A 17,968-nucleotide genomic window follows, 5' to 3' on the forward strand; every position below is an offset into this window, starting at 1 on the left:
GCAACTACTTAACCCGCATACCCGGTTGTGCGCCGGTATCAGGTGATAAAATGAATAATTCTCCCGAGTTACCTCCGCCTGCAGCCAACACCATGCCTTCCGATAAACCGAATTTCATTTGCCGCGGCGCGAGATTGGCGACCATCACGGTTAGACGCCCTTTAAGTTGCTCGGGATCGTAAGCAGATTTGATACCGGCAAAAACCATGCGTTGTTCGCTGCCGATATCGAGCGTAAGCTTCAACAATTTCTCTGCCCCTGGCACATGCTCAGCATTGACAATTTTGGCGATGCGCAAATCAATTTTACTGAAGTCGTCGATGGAAATGGTCTCGGCGATTGGCACAATCGCATGTTGCTGCTTCTCTGCGTGTCTTACGGGTGTATTTTGCGTTACAGGCGCCAAGCTCTGGGTGTTGGCAGCGGTTAACGCCTCAATCTGCTTGCTGTCGATACGTGTCATCAAATGTTGGTAAATATTAATAATATGTCCTGCGGGCAGCAATAAATCGGAAACCGTTTGATCGTCGTTCAGCTGCGGCCAGGTTAGAGGCGCACAATTAAGAAAGGCTTCTATTTGTTGCACAGTACCTGGCAGAATCGGTTTCAGATAGCGCGATAGCAAGTAAAACAATTGAATGCCAAGGCTGCAGGTGCGTTGCAAATCATCAGTGCGATCGGGATTTTTGGCGATTTCCCACGGCGCTAGCTCATGAATCATTTCGTTAGCTTCATCAGCAAATTTCATGATTTGACGGATGGCGGCAGAAAATTCACGCGCTTCAAATGCCTGTTCAATAACGGCTGGCCTCCAGGTAGCAAAATGCTCATTCACCATCTTTTGCAAAACATGATATTGCGCGCCATCGACCAATCTGCCAGCAAAGCGTTTGCTAATGAAACCCGCGCAGCGGCTAGCAATGTTAATAAACTTGCCAACCAAATCAGAATTCACGCGCGCGACAAAATCTTCCAGATTCAAGTCGATGTCTTCTAGTGTGCTGTTGAGTTTGGCCGCATAGTAATAACGCAACCATTCGGGATTCAGACCTTGCCTCAAATAACTTTCCGCTGTGATAAACGTGCCACGCGACTTGCTCATTTTTTCGCCATTCACAGTCAGAAAACCATGCGCAAAAATCTTTGTCGGCGTGCGGTACTTGGCATTTTGCAGCATCGCAGGCCAGAATAACGCATGGAAATACAGAATGTCCTTGCCGATGAAGTGATACAGTTCCGCATCGGATTGCGGTTGCCAGAATTCATCGAACTGAATCTTTTCCCGTTCGCATAAATTCTTGAAGCTACCCATGTAACCGACTGGCGCATCAAGCCAAACATAAAAATATTTACCAGGAACATCGGGGATTTCAAAACCAAAATAAGGCGCATCGCGCGAAATATCCCAATCGGAAAGCTTGTTCTCCCCCGCTTCGCCGACCCATTCGCGCATTTTATTGGCAGCTTCGGGCTGTAAATGATCGCCCTCACAAGCCCAGTGCCGTAAAAAATCAACGCAACGCGAATCAGATAAATTAAAGAAGTAATGTTCGGAGAATTTGCTGATCGGCTTTGCGCCGGATACTGCAGAATAAGGATTTTTCAGTTCAGTCGGTGTATACGCTGCGCCGCATACTTCGCACGAATCGCCGTATTGGTCTTTGGCGCTGCATTTCGGGCATTCACCTTTGACAAATCGATCCGGCAGGAACATATTTTTGACCGGATCGTATAGCTGCTCAATACTGCGCACAGTAATTAAACCAGCGGTTTTTAGTTTAGCGTATATGTCTTCGGAAAAATGCCGGGTTTCCGCTGAGTGCGTGCTGTAATAGTTGTCAAATTGAATGTGAAATCCGTTAAAATCTCCCAAATGTTCTGAATGAACGCGTGCGATCAAAGCTTCCGGCGTAATGCCTTCTTTTTCTGCGCGCAGCATGATCGGCGTACCATGCGTGTCATCGGCGCAAACATAGTAAACCGTATGTCCACGCATTTTCTGAAACCGCACCCAGATATCGGTCTGAATATATTCCACTAGATGACCTAAATGGATACTGCCATTCGCGTATGGAAGTGCAGAAGTAACCAGAATTTTTCGCTTGCTCATTCGCTATTCGCAGCTCAGATTGAATAAACGCCAATTGTAACAAACTGTGTGTCCATTCCCGATATTTGTTACCATCCCCTTATTAAATTGTTAACCGCTAGCCGGTAGTATTAAGGAGTTTTGTAGTGACTATTTCTGAACCACAAATACAAACTATTCTTTCTCAGGTTATTGATCCAACCACGGGTAAAGATTACATCGCCGCAAAAACGCTGCATTCGATCGCGATTGATCAAAACAATGTCGCGATTGACATCGAATTAGGTTATCCCGCCAATAGCGTTAAAGATACGGTACAAAGCCAGATCATCGAAGCTTTACGATCAATACCCGGAATTGGAAATATTCAGGTAACGGTCAACAGCAAAATTATTCCGCATGGCGTGCAACGCGGTGTCAAACTAATTCCCGGCGTTAAAAATATCATCGCAGTCGCATCCGGCAAGGGTGGTGTCGGAAAGTCGGCGACAGCAGTTAATCTGGCTCTGGCGCTAGCAGCGGAAGGCGCGTCCGTGGGTATTTTGGATGCAGATATCTATGGACCGTCACAACCTCAAATGCTAGGCATAACCGGGCATCCGGAATCGTTTGATGGCAAAACCATGGAACCAATGCAGGCGCACGGGATTCAGGCGATATCAATCGGTTTGCTGATTGACGTCGAGACTCCGATGGTTTGGCGCGGCCCGATGGTTACACAAGCTTTACAGCAATTATTGAACGACACCAACTGGAAAGACTTGGATTATTTAATTGTTGATTTGCCGCCGGGTACAGGTGATATTCAATTGACGCTGGCGCAAAAAATACCGGTAACCGGCGCGGTGATTGTCACTACGCCGCAAGATATCGCCTTACTGGATGCTCGCAAAGGTCTAAAAATGTTTGAGAAAGTGGGCATCCCGATTTTGGGTATTGTCGAAAATATGAGCACGCATACCTGTTCGCAGTGCGGACACACCGAACCTATTTTCGGCACTGGCGGTGGTAAGAAAATGTGTCAGGATTACAATGTAGAATTTCTCGGCGCTTTGCCACTCGATATCAAAATCCGCGAACATACGGATACAGGAAAGCCCAGCGTCGTTGCCGAACCGGATGGAAAAATAGCCAAAATCTACCGGTTGATTGCACGGCGCGTTGCCGTTAAAGTTGCCGAATGCGCCGAAGATCATTCGGAATTGTTTACCAAAATCATCATGGAAAATGACTAGGAACACTTAAAACATGACGATTAAATCAGACAAATGGATACGCCGCATGGCGCTGGAATATGGCATGATTGAGCCATTCGAACCCGACCAGATTCGCCAAAAGGACAATCAACGTATTGTTTCCTATGGCACATCAAGCTATGGATACGATATCCGCTGTTCGGATGAATTTAAATTATTCACCAATATCAACTCAACGATTGTCGATCCGAAGAATTTCGACTCCAACTCATTTGTTGATGTCAAAAATAATGTATGCATTATTCCGCCCAATTCCTTTGCTCTGGCGCGCACCGTCGAATATTTTCGTATTCCGCGCAATGTACTAACCATTTGTTTGGGTAAATCAACCTACGCTCGCTGCGGCATCATTGTTAACGTCACCCCTTTTGAACCGGAGTGGGAAGGCTATGTCACATTGGAGTTCTCCAATACAACACCACTCCCCGCGAAAATCTATGCCAATGAAGGTGTCGCACAAGTAATATTTTTTGAGTCGGATGAAGTCTGTGAAACTTCATACAAAGATCGAGGTGGAAAATATCAAGGACAGCATGGCGTGACGCTGCCGAAGATCTAAAGTTGCATTCTTACTAATCAGCGTAAAAACGCTTTTATTTAACGCGAGAAAGTTTAACATTGATCCAACTGTTCTTCGTTATATTGATACTCATTTTTCTTTCCGCAGCTTTTCCAGTGGAAGCACAGAATCGTATCTCATTGCCGCGAACAGGACTGGAGCCCAATGATATCGCAGTCGTGATCAATGAAAACGATCCCTTATCCCGGCAAATAGGCAATTACTATTTGCAAGCCAGAAAAATACCTAAAACCAACATCATTAAACTGCGCTTCTCATCTGAACGCAGTGTCATGACCCCGAAGGAATTCAGGCAACTAAAGGCAACCATTGACCAGCTCACTCCCGAGCATGTGCAGGCATTCGCCGTTGCCTGGACTACTCCGTATCGAGTTGGCTGTATGTCGTTAACATCCGCTCTGGCTTTTGGTTTCGACAAAAAATACTGCGCCAAGCCCTGTGAATCAACCGCTCCCAGCCCCTATCTCAATTCATCCAGTGTTTATCCATATAATGATTACAAGCTGCGCCCTGCAATGATGTTAGCCGGAGCTTCCTTCGAACACATCAAGGCATTGATTGACCGTGGTATACGTTCAGATTATAGCTTTCCTAAGGGTCAAGCCTATTTAATGAATACATCCGATAAAGCACGCAACAGTCGTGCAGCTGGCTTTACACAAGCCGCAAACAAATTAGTCGGCATATTTCCTATGCAAATACTGGCGAGCGATTACATTTCTGAACGCAAAGATGTGCTTTTCTATTTTACCGGTCTGAAAGAAGTGCCTATGCTGGAAACACTGTACTTTCTTCCAGGCGCTTTAGCGGATCATTTAACGTCAGCAGGTGGTATGTTGACTGATTCTCTACAAATGAGCAGTTTGCGCTGGCTGGAGGCCGGTGCTACAGCAAGTTATGGAACCGTTGTTGAACCTTGCAGTTTTTCACAAAAATTTCCTTCCCCAGAAGTTGCCATGTTTCAGTACACATTAGGTGCTTCTGCGCTTGAGGCTTATTGGAAAAGCGTTGCTTGGCCAGGCCAGGGCGTATTCATCGGTGAACCATTAGCCAAACCCTTCGCTCCACATTTAAAGGAAATTAGTCCGGGACAATTTGTATTGAAATTTTTTTCACCCCGCACCGGGCGATTGAAAATCGAACAATCATTTTCTGCGGCTGGACCTTTTAGTCCGTTTATGCGACAAAAAACCATTCGCCGCGGAGAAAATATATTTCATTTCAAATTTAGTGATAAAACAGATGGTTATTTAAATATACAATGGCATTGATAAATCATCAGAAAACCAAAAATTTTATCTAAACTTTTTTATAAAACAACCGTCTAACGCGATAGCAGTTTTATTTAATACAACATATTGTTTCTAATAATTTATCCTTTACAATTAAAAAATATTTTAATATAAAAAAATACTTGATTTGCTTGTAATGCAGACTATAATGCGTGCATTTTATTCATCAGTAAACTTATCGCCGAGGAGGTCATCATGAGAAGTATAAAGAACTTTATTGCTCCAGCTGATTTAGTCAATGTTCATATTCCTGAAACGTAGCGTTATTTAAAGAAGGAGCACTCGCATGCCTAAACTCTCGTCCTCACTTCAGAAATACGATCAATCTGAGGTTCTATTCGACACCCACCCTGAAGTTAGTCTAAATTTTGAACACGTTCAAGATGCCATGAAGAAAGGATATCAACGACCTTTTTTACTGGTGGACAGCGACATTATCCGACATAAGTCCCGACGTTTCGTCGCTGCCATGCCCCGAGTTCACCCGCATTATGCTGTCAAAGCAAATCCAGATGAACGTGTACTCAAAACTCTAATTGAGGAAGGCGTTGGATTTGAAATCGCCTCTATTGCCGAACTTGATCTGCTTCTCAAATTAGGCGTGCCAGCTGCTGAAATATTTTATAGTAACCCAATGAAATCCAGGGCTTACGTAGAATATGCCGCTGCCAAAGGAGTTGAATGGTATGTGCTCGATAGCATTGAGGAGTTGCGAAAAATAGTTAGCATCAAGCCAGACGCAAAAATGTACTTACGTATCGATACACCGAATATTGGTAGCGATTGGCCGCTGGCTGGGAAATTTGGCACACACCTTGCCGATATTAATGAAATCATTCAAGAGGCTGTGAGACTCAAAGCAGATTTGGCCGGTGTCACCTTTCATGTAGGCTCTCAATGCCGTAACCCGCAAAATTGGCGCGTTGGTATCGAACGGGCGAAAAAAGTCTTTGCTGAAATGCGACGCGTCGGCTTGAATCCTCGATTGCTGAATGTAGGTGGAGGTTATCCAGTTCGACATGTTAAACCGATTCCTTCAATCGAAATCATCGCTGAAGTCATTAACGAAGCCATTGCGGATTTACCGAAAAATATCCGCGTTATGGCAGAACCAGGCCGTTATTTAGTCTCTGATTCGGCTTATTTTGTGTGTTGCGTCGTGGGTACTGCAACGCGTAACGGAAAACGCTGGATGTACTGGGATGCGGGCATGTTTGGCGGCGTCATAGAAATGTCTGAAGGCTTACGCTATGAAATCCTAACAGACCGAAAAGGCAATCACATTCCATGGTCAATCGCAGGCCCAACCTGTGATTCAGTCGATATCCTGATGCATGAGTTAATGCTGCCAAACGATATACAGGAAGGAGATTTCATTTATATACCGAATGCGGGCGCTTACACCACCGCATACGCAAGTAATTTCAATGGATTTCCTTTACCTGATGTGAAAGTAATTTAGGCAATTACAGGTACTCACACATACAACAACGATCCTCATAAATGGTGAGATGGCAATTTGATGCCATTTCACCATTTGTATTTGTGCCTTTAGTTCTTAGCCGCCTGAGACCTGCTTTATTTACGATCGAGAATGACGAAATGATACTCGATACGCGCACCATTCTCGAAAATATGCTTATCCCGCTGTATTTCTTCCCAATCACTACGATCAAATTCCGGGAAAAATACATCACCTTCAAAATCACTCTGTATTTCAGTAACATACATTCTCTGACAAATACTAAGCGTTTGTCGATATAGCTTTTCACCACCAATAATAAAGCTTTCACGATTGATTGTGCTGCTTTCTTCGCATATCAATAAGGCATCTTGAAGAGAACTCACTACAGTCGCTCCCGGTGCTTCATAACCTAACTGTCTGGTAATAATAATATTTTCTCGCCCAGGCAATGGCCTGCCAATAGATTCATAGGTTTTTCTTCCCATCACAATGATTTGCCCCATCGTCAGGAACTTAAAATGCTTAAGATCAGCCGGTATATGCCATGGTAACTGATTATTCTTGCCAATGACTCGATTCTTAGCCATGGCAACCAAGATAGACAGACGCGCTAAAGTCATACGGCCACAGGTGCTTTTATTGCGGGATGGGGATCATAGCTCTCCAAAACAAAATCCTCATATTCAAAATCAAAGATTTTTTGTATCTCCGGATTTAACCTCATAACGGGTAATGATCGTGGCTCACGCGATAACTGTTCATGCACTTGTTCCAAATGATTCAGATAGAGATGTGCATCGCCTAACGTATGGATGAAATCTCCCAACTCGAGATGACAAACTTGCGCAATCATCATCGTTAGCAATGCGTACGAAGCAATATTAAATGGCACTCCCAAGAAAATATCCGCGCTTCGCTGGTAAAGCTGACACGACAGTCGATTATCTGCCACATAGAATTGAAAAAGGGCATGGCACGGAGGCAATCGCATTTCGTGCAATTCACCTACATTCCATGAGGAAACCAGCATACGCCGTGAATCAGGTGTATTTCCAATCTGTTCGATTACTTGTTGAAGCTGATCAATTTGGCGTCCATCTGCGCGTGTCCAGGAACGCCATTGATGACCGTAAATAGGTCCCAAGTCACCATTTACATCAGCCCACTCATCCCAAATAGAAACACCGTGTTCATGTAGATAGCGTATATTGGTATCGCCCTGAATAAACCATAGCAATTCGTGAACAATTGACTTTAAATGACACTTCTTGGTTGTTATTAATGGGAAACCATTATTTAGATCAAAACGCATTTGATGACCAAAAACTGATAATGTACCAATGCCTGTTCGATCTGATTTTCGAAAACCATGATCAATAACATGTTGCATTAATTCGAGATATTGACGCATTCTTATTTGAAACTCCCTATTCAGATTTTTTTAATCCATCCGCAACGGGCTATCCCAGCCACAGCGTACATAACACGTATATAATAGCAGCATTATCTGCAATCACTCTTTTTGCAATGACTCTCGATATCGTTACACAAAAAATAATATTTGACAGGAAAGCTCTCAATGCTGGCATCTCTTTTCCAGAATACATCACCTATTGATCAATCAATTAAAACACCTCACATTCTCGTAGTACTTCCCAAGCTAGACAAATTACCCAAGAAATACAGTATTCCCGGTGAAGAGTCTCTGGACAAACTATTATTGCGTCGAAATATGCAATTAACTGATCTTGACGAAACGCCTGTGTGCGCAAATCTCCCGAATGGTGAATTATGTGCTTGGGTTATGCTTGATACTAGCAAATCTATTTTCGAGCAACAAACTAGTTTACGCAAGACAATAAAGTTGCTGCTTTTAGAAAATCCAGCTGAAATACATATTGCTGTTTATGGCACGCTGCAACAAAAAAGAAGCTTTGCTGAACTGGCTGTTTACACAGTTTGGATCAATGGCGCTGTACTACCGGTACGCAAAAGCAAACCAATTCGGAAACCGCTGGCTAAGATGTTTCTATATGGCCACCACGATGCCAATAACTTTTCCTTGCAACGTGCATTAGCGGAAGGGAATCTATTAGCAAGAGGACTCACTGCCCTTCCTGCAAACGAATTAATGCCAAAGACTTATCGACAGCAAATTAAGAAGCTGGCTGAAAATGAAGGATGGAAGTACCAAGAATTTGATTTTAACAAATTAAAAGAAATGGGAGCCGGTGCTTTTGTCGCAGTGGCGCAAGGTAGCGAAACAGAAGATGCCGCTATTGTGCATTTACAACACAACTGTAAGCCTAGTTCCCAAAATAAAAACATTGCTATTGTCGGCAAAGGTATTTGCTTCGATACCGGTGGTCACAATATAAAACCAGCTCGCCATATGCAAGGTATGCACGAGGATATGAATGGCTCCGCCGTTGCATTAGGCATTTTGCTTGCAGCTACACGAGCAGAAATATCCGTCACAATTGATTGTTGGCTTGCCATTGCACAAAACCATATCGGTCCGCGCGCCTATAAGCAAAACGATATTATTTCGGCATTAAACGGATTGTCGATTGAAATCGTACACACTGACGCAGAAGGTCGAATGGTATTGGCAGATACTTTGACTTTAGCGCGGCAACAAAATCCAGATCTAATTATTGATTTTGCTACTTTAACAGGTAGCATGAAAACAGCGATAGGATCTCGATATAGCGGTGTTTTCAGCAATCGAGATGATTTATGTCAGAAAGCAGTCATCGCAGGGATGAAAAGTGGAGAACGTGTTTGCGTTTTTCCGATGGATGCAGATTATGAGGAGAGTCTTGAAAGTGATATCGCCGATATCAAACAATGCGAATTAGACGGAGATTTCGACCATATTCTTGCAGCGTGCTTCTTAAAGCAATTCATAGACAATACGCCATGGCTACACATGGATTTATCCGCAAGTAGCCACAAAGATGGCTTGGGTGCCATTAACAGCGAAATCACAGGATTTGGCGTTAGTTGGGCTATTGAATTTCTTAAAAATATCGAATAAGAAATGTTACAAATTTCTTAAATAAAGCTTGCACCGTACCGCAAACACTACCCTTTCAGCATAACCAGTTTCTGCCCTATGGACAAATTCTCATCGCTATTATTCCAGCGTTTAATCTGATCAACTGTTGTGCGATAACGCTTTGCAAGTTCAGACAAGGTATCCCCTTTTCTCACAACATAAATAAGCGATTGATCACGTTGCGCCCGCTTCTTCCATGAAGAATTATTTACTCGACTCTCCGCCACAATTTGAGGCACTAATATTTTTTGCCCTAGCGTAATATTTTTATTTCGGGCAATCCCATTAATTGCTTGTAACTGTCTTACAGTAGTCTCATGCCGGGCAGCAATCTCACTAATTTTTTCCCCTTTCTTGACCCGATAGAATTGCCATGAAATACGAGGATCATGGTAAGTTGCTAAATTCCTAACAAATACTTCTTTCTTTTCTTTAGGTATCAACAAAGTACGAGGTTGATCATTCACTTTTATAACATAACGATTATAGGCTGGATTCAATGCGGTGAATTCGACTTCTGAAATATTAGCAAGGCGTGCAACCAGTGGAATATCGATGTGATCATGGATTTTGACCGTATCAAAATACGGTCGATTCGGTACCGGTCGTAGCTGCAAGCCATATTTTTTAGCATTAACAACAATATCCTTCATTGCTAATATCTTGTAAACATAATGCTTTACCTCGACTGGCAAATTCACATCATAAAAATTAATAGACCTTCCTTTGTGTATGTGCTTTGCCAAAACTTTACTTACCGCACCCTCCCCCAAATTATAAGCCGCTAATGCCAATTTCCAATTATCAAATCTTTGATAAAGATATTGAAGGTAATCAAGAGCCGCCTGTGTTGACGCCAGAATATCGCGTCGGTCATCATGCCAAACTGTTTGCTCCAAACCCATAATTCGTCCAGTCTCAGGTATAAATTGCCATAAACCTGCTGCCTGCTTATTTGATTTAAGCAAAGGATCATAAGCGCTTTCTATTATCGGCAGCAATGCTATTTCCATCGGCATGCCGCGGCGCTCAACTTCCTCCATTATATAAAATAAATAACGTTCCCCATTTGTAACAATGCGATTAAATGCTTGGGGGTTCTGTATATATGAGGCTGCAATTTTGCGAATTGCCTTGTTATTCGGAGGAAGTGCCAATGCAAATCCACTACGAACGCGTTCCCACAAATTTGAGTGATATTGAGCTTTGTCGTGCAGTAATCGATCTGCAAATGCGTTAAACGATAAGAAAGAAGACGTAGCGAAAATTAGCAGGAGTAATATAGCAGAAAAAATATTTCTTTGTAAAATCATCTATATATTTTTTTATAAATCCATGTCGTATGACAGGATATATAAAAATTTGCTCTTTGCAAACTGTTTTCTTCATACTGATATGCCGAAAAAGAAAATTTACACTAATAAATCATAAGACTACCAATATACCTTCATGTTAATAATTAATAATCATTCTCGAATGTTTAACTGCCCTGAAAATTCTGGCATTAGAATCATGGATTTAGATTTCCATCCTTTTTTATGATGATCAACGATAATATTCGTAAAAATGCCACCACGCACATAAAAACGCGCTATCAATCGAATATACCTCGGCTTTAAAACTGCAACGAGATCATCGAGAATCATATTTGTCACAGCCTCGTGAAACACTCCATCATCTCGGTATGACCAGATATATAATTTTAAGCTTTTAAGTTCAATGCATTTTTTATCTGGAATATAATCCAAAACCAGAGTCGCAAAATCTGGCTGCCCTGTTTTGGGGCACAAACAAGTAAATTCAGGAATTTCCATGTGAATGCGATAATCCCGATTCATAAATGGATTTGGAAATGTTTCAAGGGTTTTCTCAGGTTTACTAGCCATTCTTCATACTCATATCTAAATTAATTCGGTTACAATATTAACTGCGTGATGCGCCTTGCCTATTATAACTGCCTTATCTCATAAACAAAAAAATTGCGTCTTGCCTATATCAAGCTAGCCGGCTTCAAGTCCTTTGTAGAACCAACTACCATCCCAGTTTCCCACGATCTTGTGGGTATTGTCGGGCCAAATGGCTGTGGAAAATCAAACGTCATAGACGCGGTACGATGGGCATTAGGAGAATCAAAAGCTTCGGCTCTAAGGGGAGATTCGATGCAAGATGTCATATTTTCAGGGTCGGAGAATCGAAAAGCTATTGGGCGTGCCAGTGTTGAAATTGTATTTGAGAATCACTTAAAAAAAATAACTGGCCAATGGTCCAGTTATACCGAAATTGCAATTAAACGTGTGCTCCAGCGGAATGGTATTTCAAGTTATTTCATCAACAACCTTCAAGTACGACGACGTGATATTTCTGATCTTTTTTTGGGCACCGGTATAGGCAGTCATGGTTATGCCATCATCGAACAAGGCATGATTTCACGGATCATAGAAGCAAAGCCTTTGGAATTAAAGAGTTTCCTAGAAGAAGCAGCAGGGATCTCTCAGTATCGAGAAAGAAGACACGATACTTCGTTGCGTCTGACTGAAACTAGAAAAAACCTAATACGTTTAGAAGATCTCCGCCAGGAATTAGAAACCCAATTGCATCATTTCGAAATACAGGCAAATATTGCTACACAGTATCAATTATTGCAGAGTGCAATGCATAAGTCACAATCCTTGCTGTGGCTACAGCGTAGAGCAGATGCCATGCGCCAACGTGATGCTGCAAGAAAAGAAATTCAGAAACTTACAACGGAATTGGAGAACACACTTTCGGTTCAACACAATGCGGAAAAAGATTATGGAGTTGTTCGTAAGAAAGAACAGGCCATCAATGAACAACTGCTTCAAATACAAGGGCAATTATATTCTTCCGACGCTGAAATAGGACGCTTACAACAAGAGATAACCCATTTAAGAAGCACACAAGATCGCTTAACGCAGCAAATTCAGCAAACAGGAGCTCAACTTCAAAAAAGCCATCAATTAAAAGAAACAAAATTAGAAAATCTTCGACACTGGCAGCAGGAAAAAACAGATGCTGAGCTATCTAATCAACGTAGCGTTCTTGCTCATGACGAGGAAAACAATAAACTTCCAGCTGTTGAAACTGAGTCCTTCAGCCGCCAGAAAAAATTAAACAAATACCGACGCAGCCTTTTAATTCTTGAACAAACCAATCAGCTTGAAGAAAATCATCTTACACATGCAAAAAAAAACATTCAACAATTAGAAACTCGACTTGCACGCTTATCACATGAACAAAATGAATTAATCACGATTGAACCATCCATTCTGATTGAATTACAGTCAGAAACTGAGCAAACCGATCGCGCTCTCAAAGATGGAGACCTGAAACGTCAAAGCTTAGAAAATCACTTGTCTGAGGCAACCAATAATAAAGAAAAAATTACTAACAAAATTCAGGAGCTGCAGCATGCATTATCTCAGGCTATTGCTCGCTTTTCCGCACTAAACAACTTACAGAAAAGACTTAATAATGATCAGGATTTCAATGCATGGCTCAGCAAGCATCAACTGGATCTATTACCCCGTTTATGGCAGAAAATATATATCCCACCAGAATGGGAAAATGCTCTGGAAGCAGTATTACGCGAACGACTCAACAGTATTGAATCCGAACAACTGGATAATGTTTTAAATTGGATTGATGACGCACCGAATTTAAAATGGACAATTTTTGACAAGAATCCATCCATTTTATCGGACGCAGTACCACCATCAGCGACGAATAGCCTAATAAACTGCAAAAAACTGCTTGTTTTTCTCACAGTTGACCAACCTGAAATCAAATATGTTTTAGAAAATTGGCTATATCCGATTTATGTCGTAGAAGACGTAAAAGAAGGTCTTATTAAACGGACTGCTTTAAAACCAGATGAAATAATTGTAACTCGGCAAGGACATATCATTACCCGAAACAGCTTAACCTTTTATGCACCTGATTCAGATTTGCACGGCGTATTGTCTAGACAACAAGAACTGATACAAATACAAACAGAAATTGATCAGCATGAATTATTTCTTAAGAAGCAACGCATCTTATTATCAAAAGTAGAACATCAGTGTGCAGAACTGGTGAATACCATCCATTCCGTTAACGGAGATAGCAAACTATTACATGAACAGTGGCACAAACTACAGCTTGAAATTGTTAAACTCACCCAAGCTAATGAACGCACGACCCATCGCCAGGAGCAAATTAATTCCGAATTGACTGAAATCAAACAAATACTGGCTTATGAGATTTCACAACAAGAATCTGCGAAAACAAGATTTGAAAATAATTTGATACAAATTGAGAAGCTCAAGAATGATGTAAAACAAGTCCAATCCGCCTGGGAAGCTACCGATCATACACTTGTAAATTTACGCAATAAGATACTGCAATCCGCGCAAAAAGTACAAGAAACTGCCTTTCATATAAAAACTTGCCAGAACAAAATCATTGAAATTGAAACTCACATCCAAACTACTGATGAAGATCTTCAGAAATTCACAGAGAGTCATGCCAATCTGCTCAAGGAAAAGGAAGAATTCGACACAAATCGAGTCAATTCTCTGCTACAAAACGCTCAAGCACAACGCAAATTAGTCGAGCAAACTGCATTACAAGTACGTCAAGAAGTTAGTAATATCGCAAGAAATTTACGGGAAATAGAAAATACCCGCATGACATCAGAACAAGAATCTTACTCATTGCGAGAAACCATGAATAAGTTACAGCTCAAAGAACAAGCTGCCGCAATTGCAATGAACCAATTTGATGCTCTGATCAATGATGCAGATATTGAAATGGAATTTCTGTTACCACTCATTAACAAAAAAAATACGACAGCATTAGAATCTGAGATTGATCAGCTCAATACAAAAATTACAGAGCTTGGCCCTGTCAATCTTGCGGCATTAGAAGAACTTAAAATTGCTCGCACTCGAGAATCCAATTTACTGATACAGTTACATGACATCAATGCAGCCATCGCCACTTTAGACAATGCCATTCTGCAGATAGATCGCGAAACTCAAAAGCGTCTACAAGAAACCTTTATTTTGATAAATAATTATCTGGACGATATTTTCCCAGTCATATTTGCCGGCGGGAAAGCTAAACTAGAATTTTGTGATAACAAAATTCTCGATGCAGGCCTACTGTTGATGGCGCAGCCGCCAGGAAAAAAGAACAGCTCTATACATTTATTATCCGGTGGAGAAAAAGCGCTCACAGCATTGGCATTAATTTTTTCATTATTCCGATTAAATCCAGCTCCATTTTGCTTACTGGATGAAGTAGATGCACCGCTTGATGACAGCAATACCAGGCGATTCTGTGAAATAGTGAAAAACATGGCCAGACACACCCAATTTTTATTTATCAGTCACAATAAGATAACCATGGAGATGGCACAGCGATTAATTGGAGTTACAATGCAGGAACAAGGTGTATCAAAAATAGTAGCTGTCGATCTCGCTGATGCAATTAATATGGGGAAACGCAGCCTGTAGGCCGTAACCTAATGATTGTTTTAAGTCGTATAAAAAAATGACATAATCTGCTGTGCCAAACAGTAACTTTAAGAAATAGCAAGGAGATAATATGGAGATTCTTAGCATGAGTGACTTGCAGGTAAGTTTGATCATTATCGGTATCATAGTTATTGTTGCTGTTGCTGTTTTTAACTGGTTGCAACAACTGCGTTACCGTCGAGAAGTACAGGCTGCATTTGATCATGAACATGATGATATTCTCTTGGATACACATCATTCTGATGAACCTTTTCAACGCATTGAACCAAAGTTTAACAAAAAAATGTCATCAGAATCTGGGCTTGATTCTTTGCCCCAGACTGGTGATCAATTTGATTCGTCGCCAACTGAAACAAATAAAACATCGATTATGTCACCACCTGCACATCCACCATTTAATACCACTCAAACAAGCGCGGCTATTAGTTCTGCAACAACTTCACCACTACTGGATTACGATAGTAATACCAATTATATTGTCAATATCCGATCAGAATCTGTCATTGCAAATACTCATATTGCCAAGTTACTACAAAGAAAATTTGACTTTGGAAAACCAGTTTATTGGTTGGGCCAGCAAGATAAAAATGAGCCATGGGAAGAAATTTCCACTGAATCCAATGTAGATAGCGACGGTTACTGCCATTTGAAAGGCTGCTTGCAACTTGCCGACAGGTCCGGTCCTATCAGTGAAGTCAATTTATCTAAATTCAGGGATTTGGTTCTCGATTTCGCATCACAAGTTAACGCTTCGGCAGAGTGTCCGGATATTGTTAGTACGCATGAGAAAGCTGTTATGCTCGATAAGTTTTGCGCTGAAGTCGATGTTATGATAGGTATAAATATCATTAGCAAAGATGACGGAGCATTTGTCGGCACTAAGATTCGAGCGCTAGCAGAAGCCTCTGGATTCAGACTCGAAACAGATGGACTATTCAAATATCGCGACGAGGGTAATAATATCCTATTTACATTGAATAATTACGAATCCTCTCCATTCCTACCCGAAAATATTAAATCATTAACAACGCATGGCGTAACTTTCCTGCTGGATGTACCAAGAGTTGCCCATGGAGAGAGGGTATTTGATCAAATGACACATTTGGCCAAGATTTTCTCCAATACACTGGGTGGAATCGTGGTTGATGACAATCGCGTTCCACTAAGTGATAGTGGAATTCAAAAAAGCAAACAGCAACTACTGGAAATACAAACCTCAATGAAAAATAATCATATTAATTCGGGCAGTCCCAGCGCCTTACGGTTATTTGTATAAGGAAAATTTTCACAATAATATTAAAGGTATTACTTGAGCATCCGTAATCCCTACAAAGCCTGTTGATTATTCAATAAAATGACACTTAGAATATACAGTTACAAAATACTTCTCAGCATGAGTTTTAAAATGCCAAGCCATGTTAATGATAAATAATTAGATTTTAATATCGCTCAATAATAATGAATCAATCTTCAAATACAGGATTATCCTTTTCACCGATTGAAGTTCAACTTGAATCAGGGGAAGATTATTACTGGTGCAGTTGTGGTCGGAGTAAATCTCAGCCTTTTTGTGATGGGTCACATAAAAACACTGAATTCACACCAAAGAAATTCTCAACCAATGAGAATAAAACAGCTTGGTTATGTACCTGCAAGAAAACCGGCAATGCGCCATTTTGTGATGGCACTCACCGTAAATTATAATTAGTATAGAAATTTATACTTATAAAAAATAAGAATAATTATCGATTGTTGTTTTGATCGAGAACTAGGGCGCGATAGTATAATTTTAGATTTGGTTACGTAATAACCTTTTGATAGTTCAAAAATTTGCGCCCTATGGAAACAGAACTGGAATCTTTAGAAGAAAAAGTTTTTTTACTTTTACGTATGTATCAGGATACCCGCGTAGAAAATAAAAAATTGCAAAAAGAATTGGCAGATTCTCATAATCAATGCGAGAAATTAAATGAGAAAATGCATGTGGCAGCAGATCGACTTGAGGCACTTTTGTTGAATATTCCTAAAAATGAATAACACCACATTAAACATTAATATTTTCGAGCGTGAATTTAGCATCGCATGTACTGACAAAGAATGTGAAGAACTTCAACTCGCCGCAGCTTATTTGGATAATAAGGCGCAAGATATCAAAGCAGAAGGAAAAATAATCGATGCCGATCGCATCGCGATTATTGCAGCGCTAAAAATTACACATGAATTGTTAATGTTGAGAAACGTAACAGGTTTTGACATGGATGAATTTAGGCGTAGAATTATTACATTAAAAAATAAAGTTGATGAAGCAATAACAATGAAAGATGAAGGTTAATCCCTGCGGTGTTCGTTAAGACTTATATTCTTTGAACCATTTTTAGAAAATGGTTGTGGATTTTAGTGATACTGTTGTGTACGCCATTAATGGATGTGCCTGATGTATCCATGAAACAACCGCCTTGGACCTTATGGTTCAAGATGATGGTCTAACGGCATATGTGGGGAGCTATTTCAGGACGAGAAATGTCTTCGGAACATTTCTTGTCCTTTTAGTTTTACGACACTTAACACGGTAGTCACCCCATTATTAACCGAATTCAAAAGTAGATGTTAATGAGCTAATTGAGCAAGTTTTTGTTTTGGTGTTATTCCTCCGATAGGCTGTATTAGGCCGTTCATGATTATAAGTCC

At 41.0% G+C, this 17,968-nt stretch carries 15 protein-coding genes and 1 other RNA gene; 11 read left to right on the forward strand and 5 right to left on the reverse strand.

Annotated elements, in window-relative coordinates; translation table 11 throughout:
- Nucleotides 1–4: 4 nt before the first annotated feature.
- Nucleotides 5–2,110 carry a methionine--tRNA ligase gene (gene metG / locus K2Q13_RS05210; protein WP_292919679.1) on the reverse strand — a complete coding sequence of 702 codons (2,106 nt, stop codon included), beginning with the start codon at nt 2,108–2,110 and terminating at the stop codon, nt 5–7.
- A gap of 125 nt (nt 2,111–2,235) precedes the next feature.
- Between metG and apbC the strand changes: the two genes are divergently transcribed.
- The 4 genes from apbC to K2Q13_RS05230 all read left to right on the forward strand — a co-directional run bounded on the left by apbC (nt 2,236) and on the right by K2Q13_RS05230 (nt 6,679).
- Complete coding sequence (gene apbC / locus K2Q13_RS05215) at nt 2,236–3,324, forward strand: iron-sulfur cluster carrier protein ApbC (protein WP_292919681.1); 1,089 nt, start codon at nt 2,236–2,238, stop codon at nt 3,322–3,324.
- 13 nt (nt 3,325–3,337) lie between these two features.
- Entirely contained in the window at nt 3,338–3,904 is a 567-nt protein-coding gene (gene dcd / locus K2Q13_RS05220; protein ID WP_292919683.1) for a dCTP deaminase, read from the forward strand.
- 116 nt (nt 3,905–4,020) lie between these two features.
- Entirely contained in the window at nt 4,021–5,196 is a 1,176-nt protein-coding gene (locus K2Q13_RS05225) for a TIGR03790 family protein (protein ID WP_292919685.1), read from the forward strand.
- 307 nt (nt 5,197–5,503) lie between these two features.
- The gene (locus tag K2Q13_RS05230) at nt 5,504–6,679 is read left to right on the forward strand and encodes a type III PLP-dependent enzyme (RefSeq protein WP_292919687.1); all 1,176 of its coding nucleotides are present in this window, start codon (nt 5,504–5,506) and stop codon (nt 6,677–6,679) included.
- A 116-nt stretch (nt 6,680–6,795) separates the two neighbouring features.
- Here K2Q13_RS05230 and K2Q13_RS05235 read toward each other — a convergent pair whose 3' ends face one another.
- Both K2Q13_RS05235 and K2Q13_RS05240 read right to left on the reverse strand, forming a co-directional pair.
- Entirely contained in the window at nt 6,796–7,302 is a 507-nt protein-coding gene (locus K2Q13_RS05235; RefSeq protein ID WP_292919689.1) for a dihydrofolate reductase, read from the reverse strand.
- The gene (locus K2Q13_RS05240; protein ID WP_292919691.1) at nt 7,299–8,093 is read right to left on the reverse strand and encodes a thymidylate synthase; all 795 of its coding nucleotides are present in this window, start codon (nt 8,091–8,093) and stop codon (nt 7,299–7,301) included. Before K2Q13_RS05240 ends, K2Q13_RS05235 begins: the two co-directional genes overlap by 4 nt.
- A gap of 168 nt (nt 8,094–8,261) precedes the next feature.
- Here K2Q13_RS05240 and K2Q13_RS05245 point away from each other — a divergent pair, with 168 nt between their 5' ends.
- A complete protein-coding gene (locus K2Q13_RS05245) occupies nt 8,262–9,722 on the forward strand; it encodes a leucyl aminopeptidase family protein (RefSeq protein WP_292919693.1) in 1,461 nt (486 codons plus the stop codon).
- Between the two features lie 47 nt (nt 9,723–9,769).
- Here K2Q13_RS05245 and K2Q13_RS05250 read toward each other — a convergent pair whose 3' ends face one another.
- Nucleotides 9,770–11,056 (reverse strand): LysM peptidoglycan-binding domain-containing protein, encoded by a 1,287-nt coding sequence (locus tag K2Q13_RS05250; RefSeq protein WP_292919695.1) that lies wholly within the window; start codon nt 11,054–11,056, stop codon nt 9,770–9,772.
- A 153-nt stretch (nt 11,057–11,209) separates the two neighbouring features.
- Nucleotides 11,210–11,629, reverse strand: coding sequence for a preQ(1) synthase (queF, locus tag K2Q13_RS05255; RefSeq protein WP_292919697.1), 420 nt, complete (start codon nt 11,627–11,629; stop codon nt 11,210–11,212).
- 93 nt (nt 11,630–11,722) lie between these two features.
- Here queF and smc point away from each other — a divergent pair, with 93 nt between their 5' ends.
- From smc to ssrS, 6 genes are all read left to right on the forward strand, one after another.
- Complete coding sequence (smc, locus tag K2Q13_RS05260; RefSeq protein ID WP_292919699.1) at nt 11,723–15,259, forward strand: chromosome segregation protein SMC; 3,537 nt, start codon at nt 11,723–11,725, stop codon at nt 15,257–15,259.
- A 91-nt stretch (nt 15,260–15,350) separates the two neighbouring features.
- Nucleotides 15,351–16,556, forward strand: coding sequence for a cell division protein ZipA C-terminal FtsZ-binding domain-containing protein (locus K2Q13_RS05265; RefSeq protein WP_292919701.1), 1,206 nt, complete (start codon nt 15,351–15,353; stop codon nt 16,554–16,556).
- Between the two features lie 182 nt (nt 16,557–16,738).
- Nucleotides 16,739–16,984: a CDGSH iron-sulfur domain-containing protein gene (locus K2Q13_RS05270; protein WP_292919703.1), complete on the forward strand. Its 246-nt coding sequence runs from the start codon at nt 16,739–16,741 to the stop codon at nt 16,982–16,984.
- Between the two features lie 135 nt (nt 16,985–17,119).
- On the forward strand, nt 17,120–17,317 hold the full coding sequence (locus tag K2Q13_RS05275; RefSeq protein ID WP_292919705.1) for a hypothetical protein: 198 nt from the start codon (nt 17,120–17,122) through the stop codon (nt 17,315–17,317).
- Nucleotides 17,310–17,612: a cell division protein ZapA gene (locus K2Q13_RS05280; RefSeq protein ID WP_292919707.1), complete on the forward strand. Its 303-nt coding sequence runs from the start codon at nt 17,310–17,312 to the stop codon at nt 17,610–17,612. Before K2Q13_RS05275 ends, K2Q13_RS05280 begins: the two co-directional genes overlap by 8 nt.
- A non-coding RNA gene (ssrS, locus tag K2Q13_RS05285) (6S RNA) lies at nt 17,610–17,786 on the forward strand. Before K2Q13_RS05280 ends, ssrS begins: the two co-directional genes overlap by 3 nt.
- Nucleotides 17,787–17,968: the final 182 nt, after the last annotated feature.

This window comes from Nitrosomonas sp., assembly GCF_019752095.1.
Classification (GTDB): domain Bacteria; phylum Pseudomonadota; class Gammaproteobacteria; order Burkholderiales; family Nitrosomonadaceae; genus Nitrosomonas.

What these genes read in the sequence shown, in the direction of transcription:
- metG (WP_292919679.1), bottom strand. Translation starts at nt 2,110, where the DNA reads ATGAGCAAGCGAAAAATTCTGGTTACTTCTGCACTTCCATACGCGAAT.
- dcd (WP_292919683.1), top strand. Translation starts at nt 3,338, where the DNA reads ATGACGATTAAATCAGACAAATGGATACGCCGCATGGCGCTGGAATAT.
- K2Q13_RS05230 (WP_292919687.1), top strand. Translation starts at nt 5,504, where the DNA reads ATGCCTAAACTCTCGTCCTCACTTCAGAAATACGATCAATCTGAGGTT.
- K2Q13_RS05235 (WP_292919689.1), bottom strand. Translation starts at nt 7,302, where the DNA reads ATGACTTTAGCGCGTCTGTCTATCTTGGTTGCCATGGCTAAGAATCGA.
- K2Q13_RS05240 (WP_292919691.1), bottom strand. Translation starts at nt 8,093, where the DNA reads ATGCGTCAATATCTCGAATTAATGCAACATGTTATTGATCATGGTTTT.
- K2Q13_RS05245 (WP_292919693.1), top strand. Translation starts at nt 8,262, where the DNA reads ATGCTGGCATCTCTTTTCCAGAATACATCACCTATTGATCAATCAATT.
- K2Q13_RS05250 (WP_292919695.1), bottom strand. Translation starts at nt 11,056, where the DNA reads ATGATTTTACAAAGAAATATTTTTTCTGCTATATTACTCCTGCTAATT.
- queF (WP_292919697.1), bottom strand. Translation starts at nt 11,629, where the DNA reads ATGGCTAGTAAACCTGAGAAAACCCTTGAAACATTTCCAAATCCATTT.
- K2Q13_RS05265 (WP_292919701.1), top strand. Translation starts at nt 15,351, where the DNA reads ATGGAGATTCTTAGCATGAGTGACTTGCAGGTAAGTTTGATCATTATC.
- K2Q13_RS05270 (WP_292919703.1), top strand. Translation starts at nt 16,739, where the DNA reads ATGAATCAATCTTCAAATACAGGATTATCCTTTTCACCGATTGAAGTT.
- K2Q13_RS05275 (WP_292919705.1), top strand. Translation starts at nt 17,120, where the DNA reads ATGGAAACAGAACTGGAATCTTTAGAAGAAAAAGTTTTTTTACTTTTA.
- K2Q13_RS05280 (WP_292919707.1), top strand. Translation starts at nt 17,310, where the DNA reads ATGAATAACACCACATTAAACATTAATATTTTCGAGCGTGAATTTAGC.